Raw genomic sequence first — 14790 nt, 5'->3', positions numbered from 1 at the left:
ACTATTTAATTGCCTGTCAGCATACGCGGGCTCAGCTAACGCGCAAGCCTTGGCTAGTGCGCTACCGTTGCCCGAGCAAGCAGTTCAATTACATGACGGTAATCCTTGCCGGTAGCGCGGCTCATGCCCAATTCGCAGGTGCGGTTACACGAGGCATGAGCGCTGGCGTCTATCTCACGTACCTCCGCGGCTTCGCGAGCAGTAGCGGACTCGGTCAGCTCCGGGTGCAACATGCCGCGGTCTCCGGCGAAGGCGCAGCATCCCCAATTCATCGGGATGTTTACTTTCTGCGCCACTGCCTCGGCGATTTTTTGCAGATCCCCATTGAGTCCCATTTGAGTTGAGGAGCAGGTGGGATGCAAAGTTAGCGAGTCAATCTGCGTGACCGGTGGGAGTTTGCCCAACAGGTGACGGGAAGTGAAGGCCAACAGGTCCACAACTTCAAAGCCATGCTCCTCTAAAGTGTGAGCGAAGCCTTCGGTGCAGCTGGTGGCGTCAGAAATGACCGGCAAGCGAAAACCTGGCTGGACTGCATGAACTTGAGCGCGCACTCGTTCCGCCATAAGTACATGGCCATCCTCATATCCTTTAGAGGTCCATGGGGTGCCACAGCACATCGATTCGATCCCTCGCGGAACCAGCACGGAGACGCCTGCCTGCTTCAGTAGTTGTTCAAAAGCTGGAGCTACGCCTTGCCCCTCGCCGCCAGGCCCAAACATGGAATTCACACAAGCGGGCAGGTAGATAGCGATGGGCTCTACGCCGGGTGCGCCTAGGTTTCCCGTCAGCGGCTTACGTGCCTTACCACCCTTAGGAAGGTCCGCGTCATAACGTGGCATGGTGTCATCCCCCACCACCTTGCGGGCAAGCTCGGTAGCTCCGCGAACCAGCGGGGCAGGGAATTTATCTGCCACGCTCAGTGCCACCGAGCCAACTCGGGTTGCCGCACCCCAGCCCTTGGCAGCCGCCTTGGACCCGGCAGCCATGGCTGGTTTGGCATCTTCGCGGCGTAACCGTTTAACCAACAGTCCCGTGTTGATTTGCACTGGGCAAGCCGTGACACACATACCGTCCACCGCGCAGGTTTCCACCGCCGAGTATTCATAGTCGCGCTCAAGCTCCGCGACGAGTTCTTTATTCCCCTCGGCCTCCGCCTTCGCAATAGCCCTACGCACGGCGATACGTTGGCGAGGGGTAAGCGTCAGATCTTTGGATGGGCATACCGGCTCGCAGTAACCACATTCAACGCAGCGGTCCGCCTCAACTTCAATGGTCTCGTTGAGCTTGATGTTGCGGATGTGCGCGGCATGATCTTCATCGATAATAACGCCCGGATTGAGCATCATTCGTGGATCACAGGCGGTCTTTAGTTGGACCATTACCTCGTAGAGTTCGTCGCCGTATTGGCGGCGCACAAATGGTGCCATCGCACGGCCCGTGCCGTGTTCAGCCTTGAGGTTTCCGCCCTTGGAAAGTACCAGCTCAACCATCTTGTCGTTGAATGCGTTGTACCGGTTCAGCGCGGTGTCACCTTCAAAGCGGTCAGTCAACATGAAGTGGATATTTCCGTCCTTGGCGTGGCCAAAGATTACCGAGTCCTGATACTCATACTCGTCAAAGAGCTCTTGTAGGGTGCCACAGGTTTCGGCCAGCGTATCGACGGGTACTGCTACGTCTTCGAGTAGTGCGGTTGTGCCTGAGACACGCGCCCCGGCCACCGAAGCGTAGAGCCCCTTGCGGAATTTCCACGCTGCTTGGCGGTTTTTTGCGTCCTGCGACAGGATTGCCGGCGCACGCAGGGCGGCAGAATCTATCAGACGCTGACCGGCACTTTGCAGTCCGGCAAGTTCTTCGTCATGGTCTGCATGGTACTCAATGAGCAGTGCCGCTTGCTCTGTGACTTCAAACCCCATGATTGCCGCAGGAACTCCGGGTAAATTTTGGCCTACGCGAAGTGAGGTGGAATCCATGAGTTCCAGCGTTGCCGCCCCAGAATCCAGCAGGTCAGGGAGTGCCCGGGTGGCCTGATCTAAGGAATCAAATACCGCCAAGGCTGCAATGGCGAGCTTACGGATGGGGACCGTTCTAAAGACCGCTTCGGCGACAAAGGCCAAGGTACCTTCGGAACCAATGATCAAATGGGCTAGCAACTGAGTCGGCGAATCGTGATCGAGGAATGAATTAATGCCATAGCCCATGGTGTTCTTCAGCGCGAAATGCTTCTCAATGAGAGCTACCGAATTCTTATTTCCGCGTACTCGATCGCGCAGGCGGGTCAGCGTCTGCACCAGCTGCGGTTCGGCGGCGGCGAGTTTCGCATCTGCATCAGGGGCCGCGGTATCAATCATGGTCCCGCTCGGCAGCACAAAGGTCATCGAATCCAACGTGCGGTAAGTGTTAAATTCGGTGCCGCATGCCATACCCGAGGAGTTATTTGCGATCACTCCGCCAATGGTGCACGCCGCTTCACTGGCAGGGTCAGGGCCTAGTTTGTAACCGTAGACCGAGAGCCTCGCGTTGACCTGACGCACCGTGGCACCAGGCTGCACACGCACACGCTTTCCCTGCTCCAGCACGGTGATGCCGCGGAAGTTTCTCCGCACATCGAGCATCAGCCCGTCACCGCTGGCTTGACCGGCCAAGGAGGTTCCACCCGAACGCAAGGTAACCGGCTGCCCTGCACGCATGCTGGCTGAGAGCAACTGCGAGACTTCCTGTGCATCTTTGGCGATCACTACAGCTTCAGGGGTGTAGAGGTAATGCGAGGCGTCCGAGGCGTAGGCCACCCTGTCGATGGACGTGGTTTTGACGCGGTCGGGCTCTGCGACCAGATCAAGGATGCTTCGTGAAACCTTAGTTTCTCCGAGTGCCGGCGTGCTCAATGCCATGATGCGCTCCTGTGCGGTAGGTAGGCCCAGCCTACCTAAAATTAATATTGTCTAACAAGTACACATGCTTTGTTAGTACCTTTCGTGGGATACTCAATGGGTCAGCAAGTTGCTTAAAGGGGAATCATGTCCGCAAGACTCGGTGTCGTCTCGGTAGTACAGGCGATAATCAATGATTTGCGAAGCAGAATTTTTAACGGTGAGCTGACGCCCGGGACCTCTTTGGGCGAGGTGGACGTGGCCGCACACTATGGCGTCGCGCGCCCCACCACGAAGGCAGCATTAGAAAATCTGGTCGCCAGTGGACTGCTGTCCCGAAACGCGCATCAGAGCGCACGCGTCACCGTTCTGGATTCAACCGACGCCCGAGACATCTACCAGACGCGCGCAATCATCGAAGCCGAAGCCGTGCGTTTATTGGCAAGCACCGGCCATGTCCCGCAGGCCGCGCTTGAAGCCAACGCGGAAATCACCGCCCTGACCAACGCTTCGCCAATCGACATTGTGGAACCTGACGTCAGGTTCCACTCGGCGCTAGTCAACGCCCTCAAATCGGCTCGAACTAGCGCAATCTACGCACAGCTCAGTGACGAGATCCGCTTGTGCATGACGCATGTACAAGACGCAACTCTACTTAGTACCGAAGACATCGCTGCAGAGCATCAACGGCTTCTGACCCTGATCGAATCTCGTGACGAGCAAGGCGCGGCCAGTACTTTAGCCGAGCATCTGAACCGCGCAAGCAAGAAGCTCGAAGCGCACCTGGATCTCATTCAAAGCAACCCAAAATAGCCTTATAAGCCCGGTCGGCGAGCGCGTTGGTTTCAGTCCAGCGCAGTTCGTCCGGGTTCGCTCACTGGGTGTTCGGGATGAAGCTCGGAATGCGGTGCCTGCATTTGATGCAGTAGCTGGTGCACGCCCGCATGCACTAAGCGCCAACGCCGAAAACGGCCGTCTGGCTTAGACTCAACGACCTGTGCGCGCTGCAGTGTTGCCAATGCCTGAGTCACTGTATTGGGGCTCAACTCGGCCGCTTGGGCTAGTTCGTTCACCGAAGAATCCGGGGCTGCATGAATGGCGAAGAGTATTTTGATTCGAGTGGGATCGGCACAGAGCGAAAAAACTTCTGCCCACTGAGCGATGCGCAGCTGTGCCTCATTAACCGCATCCACGGCGATCTGATTGCGCTTATTTTCCATACCGGAATCCCCTCTCCATGGTTCAGAGTTTCGCTACTACATCTGTTCAGCTAGACACATGTATCCTGTGAACATACCCCCATCTAGAGTAGCTAAGGATTCCCTCTGCGTACCCCTTCACCTCGCAGCCGCGTTATTGCTTTTGCGGCGCTTCCGTTGCTTTTGCTTACCGCAGGATGCCAACCCGCGGGTGGTCAGCATGCATCCGAACAGCCCATTTCTTTACTCACCGCTTCCCTGCCCGAGACGTTGAACCCGTTGGCCGGATTCGACAGCTACGGGCTTGGGAAAATCAACGAATCCTTGTTCACCCTCGAGGGCAAAGAAGGCCAACTACCTAAGCTCGTCCCGCTGTTAGCGGCCAAGGAACCGAAAATTTCAGAAGATTCACGCAGCTGGGAGATCCAGCTTCGAGAAGACATCAAATTCAGTGACGGCACGAACCTTGATGCCCAGGATGTAGTGGCCAGCTACCGCGCAGTGCTAGATCCCCGCACGGCTTCCCCGCTGGCCGGCAGCCTGGAAAATCTCGCCTCGGTCTCCGCGCCCACTGAGAACACCGTGCGCTTTCGGCTCAAGGAGGCACAAGTATCCTTCAAAACCTCACTGCTGATCGGCATCGCGCCCTCCGAACTCGTGGATCCGACCCAACCCGTAGCCGAATCTACGCTTAGCCGGACCCCCATAGGCACCGGCCCTTACCTCGTGGAAGATTTCTCTTCCGCCCGGCTAGCTCTCACCGCAAATCCGCAGTACCGTTCCGGCCAGCCTCAAGCCTCACCCGTTATCTATGAGGCGGCACCGGATGATAATGCCCGAAGCCAACGCCTAGCCACCAGCGGATTCACCGGGACGATTCTTCCTCCGCGCCTTGCCCACAGCTTTTCTGGCCGCGAAGGATTTGAGGTGTTCAGCGCAGTCTCGGCCGATTGGCGTGGAATCTCCCTGCCGGCGCAGAACCCATTAACCAGCGATACAAAGGTACGTCTTGCATTAAATCTGGCGATTGATCGCCAGCAGCTCATCGACGCGGTACTCGACGGCAGCGGCCGGCCGGCCTACACTTTTGTCTCCCCCGAATACGGCGAAAACTACGCACCAGATGCCATCTTCACCCACGACGTGCAACGCGCTTCAGCATTACTCGACGAGGCAGGCTGGGTGCGCAACGGCGACGAGGTGCGCTCCAAAGACGGCAGCGCGGCGACATTCACCGTGTTGTACAACCCGGGAGATACCCTTCGACGGGACCTGTCGCTGGCAGTCGCCGCGCAGTTGGCGGAACTTGGCATCGCCGTCGAAGTGCAGGCCGCGACCTTTGACGAGGCCGAACCGCGCAGCACCAAAGACGCCATTATGCTCGGCGGTGGCGATGACCCTTATGACGTTGATACCCAGCTGTATAAGATGCTTCATTCTTCTTACCCTGAGGCCGGGGCCTACTACGACAATCCCAGTCGGTATTCCAACCCGGAAATGGATGAACAGCTGCATCTGGGACGCACCAGCTTAGATCCGCAGACACGATCCGCGGCCTACCGCAAAGTCCAGCAACTCTACGTGGCACAGCCATCTATGCTCTTGCTTGCATTCCTTGACCACACCTACGTTCAGCGCAGCGACGTCGAAGAAAACTGGAATACCTCCGGGTTGCTCCTAGAACCCCATGATCACGGAACCACCTGGGGACCTTGGGCAAAAATTCACGAGTGGACACAGAAGCAATGATGCAGATAGCAACTAAGGCTGTTGATCAAAGGCTGCGGGTCCGTGCGGCTGGGCTCATTCTAATACGCCGTATGCTGCTGGCGTTGCCCGTCACCGCGGGCATCACAGCTACAGTTTTCTGGCTGGCTTCGATAGCCCCATTCAACCCCTTGGTCAGCTATCTCGGCTCGCGATACGAGCGGACTACTGCCGCGCAGCGTGAGGCCTTAGGAGAACAACTGGGGCTAGATGAGCCTTGGTATCTCACTTGGTGGCGTTGGGTAACCGACGTGCTGCATGGGGACTGGGGATTGTCTCGGCTTTACGTGCAGCCGGTGCGCGAAACCCTAGCCGAAAAACTGCCCTACACTGCGTTGTTAACTTTGACCGGCCTGTCGCTTGCGGTCATCCTTTCACTGGTACTGGCCTGTCTGGCCGCCCGATACCGGGGCGGTTTTCTCGACAGAGCAGTAGTGTTCTTTGCACAAGTAGCCCAAGCACTGCCTCCTTTTGTGCTGGCCCTGCTTGCAATCGTCATCTTTGCCTTAGGTTTAGGCTTGCCCGCGGGAGGAGTTTCCTTCGCCGGGCAGACACCGACCACTGGCACCGTGGCACTGCATTTAGTTCTCCCCGCGACGGTGCTGGCGGTTAGTCTCTTACCCTGGCTGCTGCTGAACCTGCGCAGTTCTATGTTGGAGGTTTTAGAATCTGACGCCGTCCTCGCCGCCCGCGGACGAGGGGCCAGCGAAGCACAGATCTTGCGCCACGAGGTTTTACCCGTCGCGGTCCTGCCTTTCTTAACCGTGGTGGGCAGCAGGCTAGGCGAGTTGGTGACCGGAGCGTTGCTGGTGGAGAGTGTTTTTGCTTGGCCTGGCATCGCATCAGCCGTCATCGATGCGGCAGTGGCGGCAGATTTTGCGTTGCTCGCCGCGGCGACCGCGTGCTCCTGTTTAATGGTTTTTGCTGGCAACGCCTTGGCCGATGCCGGGTACTTACTAGCAGATCCGCGGGTGCACGATGTCTAAAAGACAAATCTCGGCTCTGCTGATTCTTGGTGCTTTAGTTCTCTATGCGATCTGCATTCCACTGTTTCACCCGCAGGCGGTTCAGGGAACAAATTTGACCGAGGTGTACAGCTCGCCAAATCTTAGGCACCTCTTCGGTACCGACCAGCTGGGCCGTGACCTATGGGTACGTTCGGCGCAGGCATTGCGGCTATCGCTGCTGCTCGCACTGACCTCTGCGGTTGCCTCAACGTTGATCGGGGTGGGGGTCGGCGTGTTAGCCGCCTATGCCGGAGGAATTATTGACCGGCTCGCCATGCGCTTAGTTGATGCCCTCAACGCCGTTCCACATCTACTGCTCAGCGTTGTTGTCTTGTCTATGTGGCCCGGTCAATGGTGGGCTATCGTTGCGTCAATTGCATTGACCCACTGGACCCAGGTGGCCCGCATTGTTCGCGCACGACTCATCAGCGAACGGGAATCACAGTATGTGGCGCTTTCCCGTGCTGCCGGGGCCAGACCAACCGCGATTTGGGTCAACCATCTGATTCCGGCCGTGGCGCCGCAGGCGGGAATCGCTTTAGTTTTACAGTTGCCCCACGCCATTTGGCATGAATCCGCGCTATCGTTCCTCGGCGTAGGGTTGCCCCCGCAGACCGCATCTCTGGGACTCATCTTGGAAGACGCCCGCGGCGGGGTGCTCTCCGGCGCTTGGTGGCTGCTGGTGATCCCAGCAGGATTACTGGTCGTGCTCAGTGCAGCGTTATCCGCACTGGCCAAGGAACCTTCCACGCGGGCAAACAGCAGACAGCCTGTGGCTCTAAGCCGTCAGGCGCCAGCTGTGGACACAGAATTAACGTCTGGTGCGATTGAAGTGCGGAACTTACGGCTTTGGACCGATACTCCCAGTGGGGTACGAACCGAGATTCTGCACGAGGTGAATTACCGGGCTATATCGGGAAAAATTAACGTGATTTTAGGGCCGTCCGGTGCAGGAAAAACCATGTTGCTCCGCGCCATGGCAGGCCTGTTACCGCCGGAGATGCTGGTGACCGGTCAGCTACTGCGACAAGGAAAACAAACTCCGTTGCAGACCCCGCCTGCTAAGCACGGAGGTGAGCTAGTTTTCGTCCCAGGTTCGGCCGGCACTGCACTGAACCCGGTACGTACTGTCGCGTCCACCGTACGCCGCGAATTGCGGCGCCACCGAAGCGATGCCTCCCCCGAGGCGATGCGTGAGGCTCTACAGCGGGTAGGGCTTTCACCCGAACTTCTTTCGCGTTATCCCCATGAGCTCTCTGGTGGCCAGGCACAACGAGTATTACTTGGATTAGCCCTGATCGGCGAGGCACGAATAATCCTCTTAGATGAGCCGAGCTCGGCATTAGACCCGAGCAGTCAGCAGCATCTTGCCGCGGTATTGCAGAAGCTGGCAGCCAGCGGGCACACCATCGTGATGGTCACCCATGACCGGGATCTAGCAGCCCTGGTGGCTGACGAGGTAAGCATGATCCATGCTGGACATTTTCTAGCAGGCGCGCACCAAGTGCTTGCTACGCCGAAGGAACAATCCCTATGAGCTTAGAACTGCGTAATGTTTCTTATCAATATCCCGAAAGCTCGCACCAGGTTCTTCAGGCAGTAAATCTACGTCTGGAGCCTTCAGAGATTGTTGGTCTGCGTGGAGACTCAGGTTCCGGCAAAAGTACCCTGTTGAACATTGCTGCCTTGCTCAAGGCGCCAGCAGAGGGGCAAGTACTAATATCGGGGCAGCCAGTGGATGCTACTCGGGCAGTGCGCCTAGCCACCCGCATCAATATTGGAATCGTGCCGCAATCTCCACGTGCAGCAACGGACCCCCGTCAGCTTTTAGGAACCGTACTGGCATCCCCCTTCGCCTTCGCCGAACGAGCCGTTCGGATTCGCCCGGAGCGCTATCGCACCCAACTTAGCCAGTTGTGCTCAATGGTTGGCTTGGATCATGCCTTATTGCATCGTCGTGCATCCGAAGTGTCCGACGGGCAACTTCAACGTATCCTGCTGGCTCGGGCGCTAAGCCTTAATCCCCGCGTGCTGATCTGCGACGAACCCACCGCACAACTCGACGCGGATACCACCCACATCATCTTGACGCTGCTTGCCGCGCATGCGGATGCCGGCGCGGCGGTGCTGATCGCTTCACATGACAGTGCCAGCCTTCAAACGATTTCTTCACGGGTATTGGACTTCCCAGAATCATTCAGATCACCTGCACTACCTCGTTGCGATTCATCCGAAACAGGTCCAATGACCGCGCAAACACTCTGAATAGTCTGCGGCACTCCACAATTTTGGCGTGTCCACGGAATTTAACATAGCTGCAAGTTATTCACGCTTCCACCTGATTCTTTGGAATACTTCCTATTATTGGCACTTCGCCTTCTGGGCCACCGCCACATTTTTATCCGGCCTGGCCAATGGCCTGATACCTGTCAATGAAGGACTGTGAATCAAATGTCTTCAAAAATCCGCATCGGCATTGCCGGATATGGAAACCTCGGCCGCGGCGTGCAAGCCGCAATTGCCAAAAATTCAGATATGGAGCTGGTGGGCGTCTACAGCCGCCGCGATCCAGATACCCTCCAGCTAGCTCAGCCTGCACCACGCTTCTCAATGGATGTTCTGGCGGACCACGTAGATGATATCGACGTGCTGATCCTCTGTGGTGGTTCGAAATCGGATCTACCAGAACAAGGCCCCCGCATGGCAGCACTGTTCAATACCGTCGATAGCTTCGACACTCACGCGCGCATCCCGGAATACTATGAAACGGTCAACGCACCGGCGAAGGCAGCGGGCAAGACGGCACTGATCTCCGCCGGTTGGGACCCTGGCATGTTTTCAATTAATCGTGTCTATGGCGAAGCACTGCTTCCTGACGGAGAAACCTACACCTTCTGGGGCCGCGGATTAAGCCAGGGCCACTCCGATGCGGTACGCCGCGTGCCTGGTGTTGCTGGCGGCGTGCAGTACACCATCCCTAGCCCGGAAGCGATTGAGCAGGTACGCGCGGGACTACGCCCGACGCTGAGCACCCGTGAGAAGCATCAGCGCGAGTGCTACGTTGTTCTCGAAGACGGCGCGGATGAAAACTCCGTGCGTGAATCAATTGTGAATATGGAACACTACTTCGACCAGTACGACACCACCGTGAACTTCATTGATGCGCAGACCCTCGCGGCCGAGCACTCGGACATGCCACACGGTGGCTTCGTGATCCGTTCGGGCAACACCAGCGAGAGTCAGAAACAGGTCATCGAGTACTCGTTGGCGCTGGGTTCAAACCCGGAGTTCACCTCCAGCGTGCTGGTGGCTTACGCTCGCGCGGTGTACCGGATGAACAACTCCGGAATCACTGGCGCACAGACCGTGTTTGACGTTGCCCCCGGCTTGTTATCACCACGCAGCGCCGCCGAGCTTCGCGCTGAGATGCTCTAATCAAATGCTAAACCTGCGCTAATACTTGCGCAGGTTTAGCGGTTCTTGACCTCTAAAGCGTTCGCGCAGCAGGTTGACGATCCCCAGCATTACCGCAGTAGCAGACTCGGTTGAGCTTCCCAGCGTACGTACCGCTACCCCCGCGGTGGCGGTAGCAGAAACACCGACGTGCACCGGTTGGCGCTGCTGCGCGGCGATTGCATACGCCTCTTCACGTAGCAATTGCACCAGCTGCTCATCGATACGTGCGTCAACTGCCAAGAGCATCCCCACGTGGGTGTGATCCTGAAAGTAGAGTTGCGAATCAATCGACTGTTCCTCGGGCTGCACCCAAAGGTTGTCCAACACCGCAAGCTTTCCCTCTACTCTTACTTCGGTGCGCAAACGTAGCTGGTCATAGCGGAAGAGTCTGCCATCCGGGCTCCAACCCGGAGTGAGGATCTCGAACAGCACTAAGGAAGCATCTGCCGCCATATCCACCACGGTGTCTTGGCGGTAGCTGGCCTCCCGGTAAGCGATCAGCTGATCCGGCACATATTCCAGAACTGCGCCTGGGCCTAAACGGATGACCATGTCCTGGGTGGCTTCACCCTGCGGTGTCCGATAGACCTTGGTTGCCGACTGCGTGGTCAAAAGCAGGCTACTGCCAGCCTCCACCTCCACCTCGATGCCATAGCGATCCGCGCCCAGATAGCCTCCACCTGGATTCACAATCGTGTAGCAAACCTGAGCACTTCCATCGAGGTAATGTGGCCGCAGCACCCGCAGGGCACCTTGATGATACTGCGCTGTTGCGATGTCCTTACCTGAACGCCGTCCAATGTGTAACCGCAGCTCGCCAACTAGCTTTCCGGTAAAGGGTGTGGGGCCCAGCGCCGAAGCGCGTGACCTGGTCGGCGCCGCCATTAGCCCAGATCCGTCATCAGCACGTCGCGACGCAACCAGCCAATAACTTTGTCCAATCCATCATCGGTCTTCAGATTCGTGAAGCAAAACGGTTTATCGCCACGGAACTGCTTCGAATCTGATTCCATTACCGACAGATCAGCCCCAACGTACGGAGCTAAGTCGGTCTTATTGATGATGAACAAGTCTGACTTGATCATCCCCTGCCCTGCCTTGCGCGGGATTTTCTCCCCCTGGGCCACGTCAATGATGTAAATCGAGAAATCCACCAATTCCGGAGAGAAAGTAGCCGAAAGGTTATCGCCCCCGGACTCAACGAAGATAATCTGCAAGTCCGGATGGAGCAGCTTCAACTCTTCGATAGCAGAAGAGTTCATCGAGGTGTCCTCGCGGATCGCCGTATGCGGGCAGCCTCCGGTTTCGATGCCCACAATACGATCCAACGGAAGCACCCCGTTAGCAGCCAGAATCTTAGCGTCTTCGATGGTGTAAATATCATTGGTAATTGCCGCCATGGAAATCTCACCATCCAGGGCACGGGTGATGCGCTCAATGAGCTGCGTCTTACCTGCCCCTACGGGGCCTCCGACACCAATACGAATTGGTTCCATTACAGTACTCCTCAAATCTTATTCATGACCGCCAGCAGGCGGTCAACCTATCAAAGTCTCAGCGCTAAGACATGAACATGCGCGCACGTAAGTGTTCGTGGCGCATCTGCGCTATTTCGAGCCCGGGGACCGCCGCACCTAGATCACGATCTTGAAGACGGAAAATCTTGGCCACGCTGCGGGTGACCGGTTCGTGCATAGCTCGCAGCACTCGTTGTCCCGCATTCTGGCCCAAAGGGATGGCACGAATCGCATTCTGCGTCAGGCTAGTCACCGTGGAGAACAGGTAGCTGTTGACCGCATCAGCGACCGGTGCCCCAGCCGCCCGGGCACCCAAGGCGAAGGCAATCCCAGGGTGTCCCGCGCACTGCCCAGAGCCAACCGCCTGGCGGTATTCTTCCAGTTCTTCACTGGGAGAAACCACTGAGGCAACTTCAAGCATGCGCTTGCCCATTTTTGTGGCTGCCTCACGCAGTTGCCTTGGCAATGCGGAGGCATAAATCATTGAATCCAGTTCTATGATTCGTTGCCCGTTCAGTGCCTCGTGTCCGAGCCGAACTACTAACCCGTCCGTGTAGCTCAGCGACTGTGTAAGAAACAATTCCAGCCATAGCGCAAAGCTCGCCTCGTTATGCACCAACCCAGAATCTAGATAGCTTTCCATTCCAAAGGAATGGCTAAAGGACCCGGTGGGCAACGCCGAGTCGGACAGCTGCATCAGAGTCAGCAGGTGCGAGGGGCTAGTGGGTATGTTCGGCATGACGGAACGGTACCGGCATCACACGTTCTTGCCGGTTATAGGGGGTGAGGTGGTGTTCTAAGAAGTCGGCCACCGTGTGATCATACTGAACTACCATGACCTGCGCGGCATATTCGGAATCCTCACCAAAAAACTGCGCTTGAAGGTGCCGGTTGCCCAACGCATGCGCGACCTGACCCATTTCCAAAATGCTGCGTGGGGCGATTACCAGCACATCGGAGGGCAGCACCGACACGGTGATCATTTCGGTATCCGTAAGATACAGGATGTCCCCATCACGCAGATCTGGCCCGGGAGCCAGACGGATCCCTAATTCCCTGTCGTGGTCGCTGGTAACCCGTTGAATTCGTTTGACCAGCGCGGAACTGGGCAAGACGACCTTTTCGTGGTGCCTTCCGGCGTACTGCTCGGCCGGCAGCTCATGGACGTTGCCCACAAGTTGTTCAATGATCATTACTCTCCTCAAAAAATTTGTTGCACCGGCGCGGATCCTTAAAACAGGAAGTAACGCTGCGCCATGGGGAGCACCTCGGAAGGTTCACAAGTTGCCAGTTCTCCGTCCACAGTGACCTGGTAAGTCTGCGGATCGACAAGGATCTCCGGGGTTTCGCTGTTGTATTTCAAATCCGCTTTAGTCAACTCGCGGATACCAGAGCAGGCTCGGATGACCTTACGCAAACGCAATCGTTCGGGAACACCTTCTTCAATAGCTGCCTTTGAAAGGAAGGTAATCGAGGAAGCCTGCACCGCTGTACCCAGCGCGCCGAAGTTCATTCGCATGGTTCGCGGCTGCGGGGTCGGGATAGACCCGTTGGAGTCCCCCATGACCGACTGAATGATCTGGCCACCCTTGATGATCATCTCTGGCTTTACTCCGAAGAACGCCGGATCCCAAAGGACCAGATCGGCAAATTTCCCCTCTTCGATGCTGCCAATTGAATCGGCGATACCGTGTGCGATGGCCGGATTAATCGTGTATTTCGCGACGTAGCGTTTGAGCCGGAAATTGTCTCCCACCTTGCCGTCACCTTCCAGCTTGCCGCGCTGGCGCTTCATCGCATCGGCAACCTGCCAGGTACGCAACACTACTTCACCGACACGACCCATTGCCTGGGAGTCCGAGGAAGTAATGGAGAAGACGCCCATGTCGTGCAAGACGTCCTCCGCTGCAATGGTCTCCGGACGAATCCGGGAGTCGGCGAAGGCTACGTCTTCCGGGATATCGGCATTCAAATGATGCGCCACCATGAGCATATCTAGGTGCTCATCGACAGTATTGACGGTGTACGGAAGTGTCGGGTTGGTGGAGGCTGGCAACACGTTTGGCAGCCCGGCCATGCGGATGATGTCCGGAGCGTGACCGCCTCCGGCCCCTTCGGTGTGGAAAGTGTGAATGACTCGTCCGGCGATGGCATCGATGGTGTCTTCTACGAAACCGCATTCGTTCAGCGTGTCCGCGTGGATAGCAACCTGCACATCAAATTCGTCAGCCACCTTCAACGAGTTATCGATGGAGGACGTTGTCGCCCCCCAGTCCTCGTGAATCTTCAGGCCGATAGCTCCTGCACGGATCTGCTCCGCCAAGGGTGCGCGTTCGCTTGCGTGCCCCTTGCCCAGCAAGCCGATGTTGATTGGCAGATTCTCTACCGCCTGCAGCATGCGGGCGATATGCCATGGGCCAGGAGTCACCGTGGTGGCCTTCGACGCGTCCGAAGGTCCAGCACCGCCACCAATCAGCGTGGTGGTTCCGGCCGACAAAGCCACGGGTACCTGATCTGGAGATACAAAGTGGATATGAGTATCGATGGCCCCTGCGGTGAGGATCTTATGTTCCCCGGCGATAATGTCGGTGGCGGCGCCGATGATGATGTCCACGCCGTCCGAGATATCCGGGTTTCCGGCCTTGCCGATTTTGAAGATGTGGCCGTCGCGCAGGGCCACATCTGCCTTGTAAATACCGGTGTAATCCAGCACCACCACGTTGGTGATCACGGTATCCGGGACATCCTGATCACGGGTTAGACGGCCGTTTTGCCCCATGCCGTCGCGGATGACCTTACCGCCGCCGAAAACTACCTCTTCGCCGTAGGTGGTGTAGTCTTTCTCGATTTCAAGGAAAAGTTCGGTATCTGCCAAACGAATTGCGTCGCCGGTGGTGGGCCCGTACATTTCCGAATACTGTTTGCGGCTAAGTTCGAAGCTCATTTTTAGTTCTCCTGCTCCTCGTCTGAACTCTGC

The 14790-nt window shown here is 57.1% G+C and carries 13 protein-coding genes; 6 read left to right on the top strand and 7 right to left on the bottom strand.

Annotation, left to right across the window (positions count from 1 at the left end; all coding sequences use genetic code 11):
• Positions 1–53 precede the first annotated feature (53 nt).
• On the bottom strand, positions 54–2888 hold the full coding sequence (locus VJ369_RS04000) for an FAD-binding and (Fe-S)-binding domain-containing protein (protein ID WP_324090835.1): 2835 nt from the start codon (positions 2886–2888) through the stop codon (positions 54–56).
• Positions 2889–3014: 126 nt separating this feature from the next.
• Here VJ369_RS04000 and VJ369_RS03995 point away from each other — a divergent pair, with 126 nt between their 5' ends.
• Complete coding sequence (locus VJ369_RS03995; RefSeq protein WP_324090834.1) at positions 3015–3680, top strand: GntR family transcriptional regulator; 666 nt, start codon at positions 3015–3017, stop codon at positions 3678–3680.
• A gap of 32 nt (positions 3681–3712) precedes the next feature.
• Here VJ369_RS03995 and VJ369_RS03990 read toward each other — a convergent pair whose 3' ends face one another.
• On the bottom strand, positions 3713–4087 hold the full coding sequence (locus VJ369_RS03990; protein ID WP_324090833.1) for a metalloregulator ArsR/SmtB family transcription factor: 375 nt from the start codon (positions 4085–4087) through the stop codon (positions 3713–3715).
• Positions 4088–4243: 156 nt separating this feature from the next.
• Here VJ369_RS03990 and VJ369_RS03985 point away from each other — a divergent pair, with 156 nt between their 5' ends.
• The 5 genes from VJ369_RS03985 to VJ369_RS03965 all read left to right on the top strand — a co-directional run bounded on the left by VJ369_RS03985 (position 4244) and on the right by VJ369_RS03965 (position 10275).
• Positions 4244–5815 carry an ABC transporter substrate-binding protein gene (locus VJ369_RS03985; RefSeq protein ID WP_324090832.1) on the top strand — a complete coding sequence of 524 codons (1572 nt, stop codon included), beginning with the start codon at positions 4244–4246 and terminating at the stop codon, positions 5813–5815.
• The gene (locus VJ369_RS03980) at positions 5812–6819 is read left to right on the top strand and encodes an ABC transporter permease (RefSeq protein ID WP_324090831.1); all 1008 of its coding nucleotides are present in this window, start codon (positions 5812–5814) and stop codon (positions 6817–6819) included. Before VJ369_RS03985 ends, VJ369_RS03980 begins: the two co-directional genes overlap by 4 nt.
• A complete protein-coding gene (locus VJ369_RS03975) occupies positions 6812–8377 on the top strand; it encodes an ABC transporter permease subunit (protein ID WP_324090830.1) in 1566 nt (521 codons plus the stop codon). Before VJ369_RS03980 ends, VJ369_RS03975 begins: the two co-directional genes overlap by 8 nt.
• Complete coding sequence (locus VJ369_RS03970; RefSeq protein ID WP_324090829.1) at positions 8374–9105, top strand: ATP-binding cassette domain-containing protein; 732 nt, start codon at positions 8374–8376, stop codon at positions 9103–9105. The genes VJ369_RS03975 and VJ369_RS03970 overlap by 4 nt, the downstream gene beginning before the upstream one ends.
• A gap of 186 nt (positions 9106–9291) precedes the next feature.
• A complete protein-coding gene (locus VJ369_RS03965) occupies positions 9292–10275 on the top strand; it encodes a diaminopimelate dehydrogenase (RefSeq protein WP_324090828.1) in 984 nt (327 codons plus the stop codon).
• Positions 10276–10293: 18 nt separating this feature from the next.
• On the opposite strand, the gene VJ369_RS03960 is transcribed toward VJ369_RS03965, so the two are convergent.
• The 5 genes from VJ369_RS03960 to ureC all read right to left on the bottom strand — a co-directional run bounded on the left by VJ369_RS03960 (position 10294) and on the right by ureC (position 14757).
• Entirely contained in the window at positions 10294–11181 is an 888-nt protein-coding gene (locus VJ369_RS03960) for an urease accessory protein UreD (protein ID WP_324090827.1), read from the bottom strand.
• Positions 11181–11792, bottom strand: coding sequence for an urease accessory protein UreG (ureG, locus tag VJ369_RS03955; RefSeq protein WP_324090826.1), 612 nt, complete (start codon positions 11790–11792; stop codon positions 11181–11183). Before ureG ends, VJ369_RS03960 begins: the two co-directional genes overlap by 1 nt.
• A gap of 64 nt (positions 11793–11856) precedes the next feature.
• Positions 11857–12552, bottom strand: coding sequence for an urease accessory protein UreF (locus VJ369_RS03950; RefSeq protein WP_324090825.1), 696 nt, complete (start codon positions 12550–12552; stop codon positions 11857–11859).
• A complete protein-coding gene (ureE, locus tag VJ369_RS03945; RefSeq protein WP_324090824.1) occupies positions 12533–13006 on the bottom strand; it encodes an urease accessory protein UreE in 474 nt (157 codons plus the stop codon). The genes VJ369_RS03950 and ureE overlap by 20 nt, the downstream gene beginning before the upstream one ends.
• 38 nt (positions 13007–13044) lie before the next feature.
• Entirely contained in the window at positions 13045–14757 is a 1713-nt protein-coding gene (gene ureC / locus VJ369_RS03940; RefSeq protein ID WP_324090823.1) for an urease subunit alpha, read from the bottom strand.
• Between the last annotated feature and the right edge of the window lie 33 nt (positions 14758–14790).

The organism is Glutamicibacter sp., assembly GCF_035257265.1.
Lineage (GTDB): Bacteria > Actinomycetota > Actinomycetes > Actinomycetales > Micrococcaceae > Glutamicibacter.
The sequence above is the reverse complement of the archived record's forward strand: the minus strand, read 5'-3'. Positions and strand labels throughout refer to the sequence as shown.

What these genes read in the sequence shown, in the direction of transcription:
- ureE (WP_324090824.1), bottom strand. Translation starts at nt 13,006, where the DNA reads ATGATCATTGAACAACTTGTGGGCAACGTCCATGAGCTGCCGGCCGAG.
- VJ369_RS03980 (WP_324090831.1), top strand. Translation starts at nt 5,812, where the DNA reads ATGATGCAGATAGCAACTAAGGCTGTTGATCAAAGGCTGCGGGTCCGT.
- VJ369_RS03960 (WP_324090827.1), bottom strand. Translation starts at nt 11,181, where the DNA reads ATGGCGGCGCCGACCAGGTCACGCGCTTCGGCGCTGGGCCCCACACCC.
- VJ369_RS03975 (WP_324090830.1), top strand. Translation starts at nt 6,812, where the DNA reads ATGTCTAAAAGACAAATCTCGGCTCTGCTGATTCTTGGTGCTTTAGTT.
- VJ369_RS03950 (WP_324090825.1), bottom strand. Translation starts at nt 12,552, where the DNA reads ATGCCGAACATACCCACTAGCCCCTCGCACCTGCTGACTCTGATGCAG.
- VJ369_RS03965 (WP_324090828.1), top strand. Translation starts at nt 9,292, where the DNA reads ATGTCTTCAAAAATCCGCATCGGCATTGCCGGATATGGAAACCTCGGC.
- ureG (WP_324090826.1), bottom strand. Translation starts at nt 11,792, where the DNA reads ATGGAACCAATTCGTATTGGTGTCGGAGGCCCCGTAGGGGCAGGTAAG.
- ureC (WP_324090823.1), bottom strand. Translation starts at nt 14,757, where the DNA reads ATGAGCTTCGAACTTAGCCGCAAACAGTATTCGGAAATGTACGGGCCC.
- VJ369_RS03995 (WP_324090834.1), top strand. Translation starts at nt 3,015, where the DNA reads ATGTCCGCAAGACTCGGTGTCGTCTCGGTAGTACAGGCGATAATCAAT.
- VJ369_RS03990 (WP_324090833.1), bottom strand. Translation starts at nt 4,087, where the DNA reads ATGGAAAATAAGCGCAATCAGATCGCCGTGGATGCGGTTAATGAGGCA.
- VJ369_RS04000 (WP_324090835.1), bottom strand. Translation starts at nt 2,888, where the DNA reads ATGGCATTGAGCACGCCGGCACTCGGAGAAACTAAGGTTTCACGAAGC.
- VJ369_RS03970 (WP_324090829.1), top strand. Translation starts at nt 8,374, where the DNA reads ATGAGCTTAGAACTGCGTAATGTTTCTTATCAATATCCCGAAAGCTCG.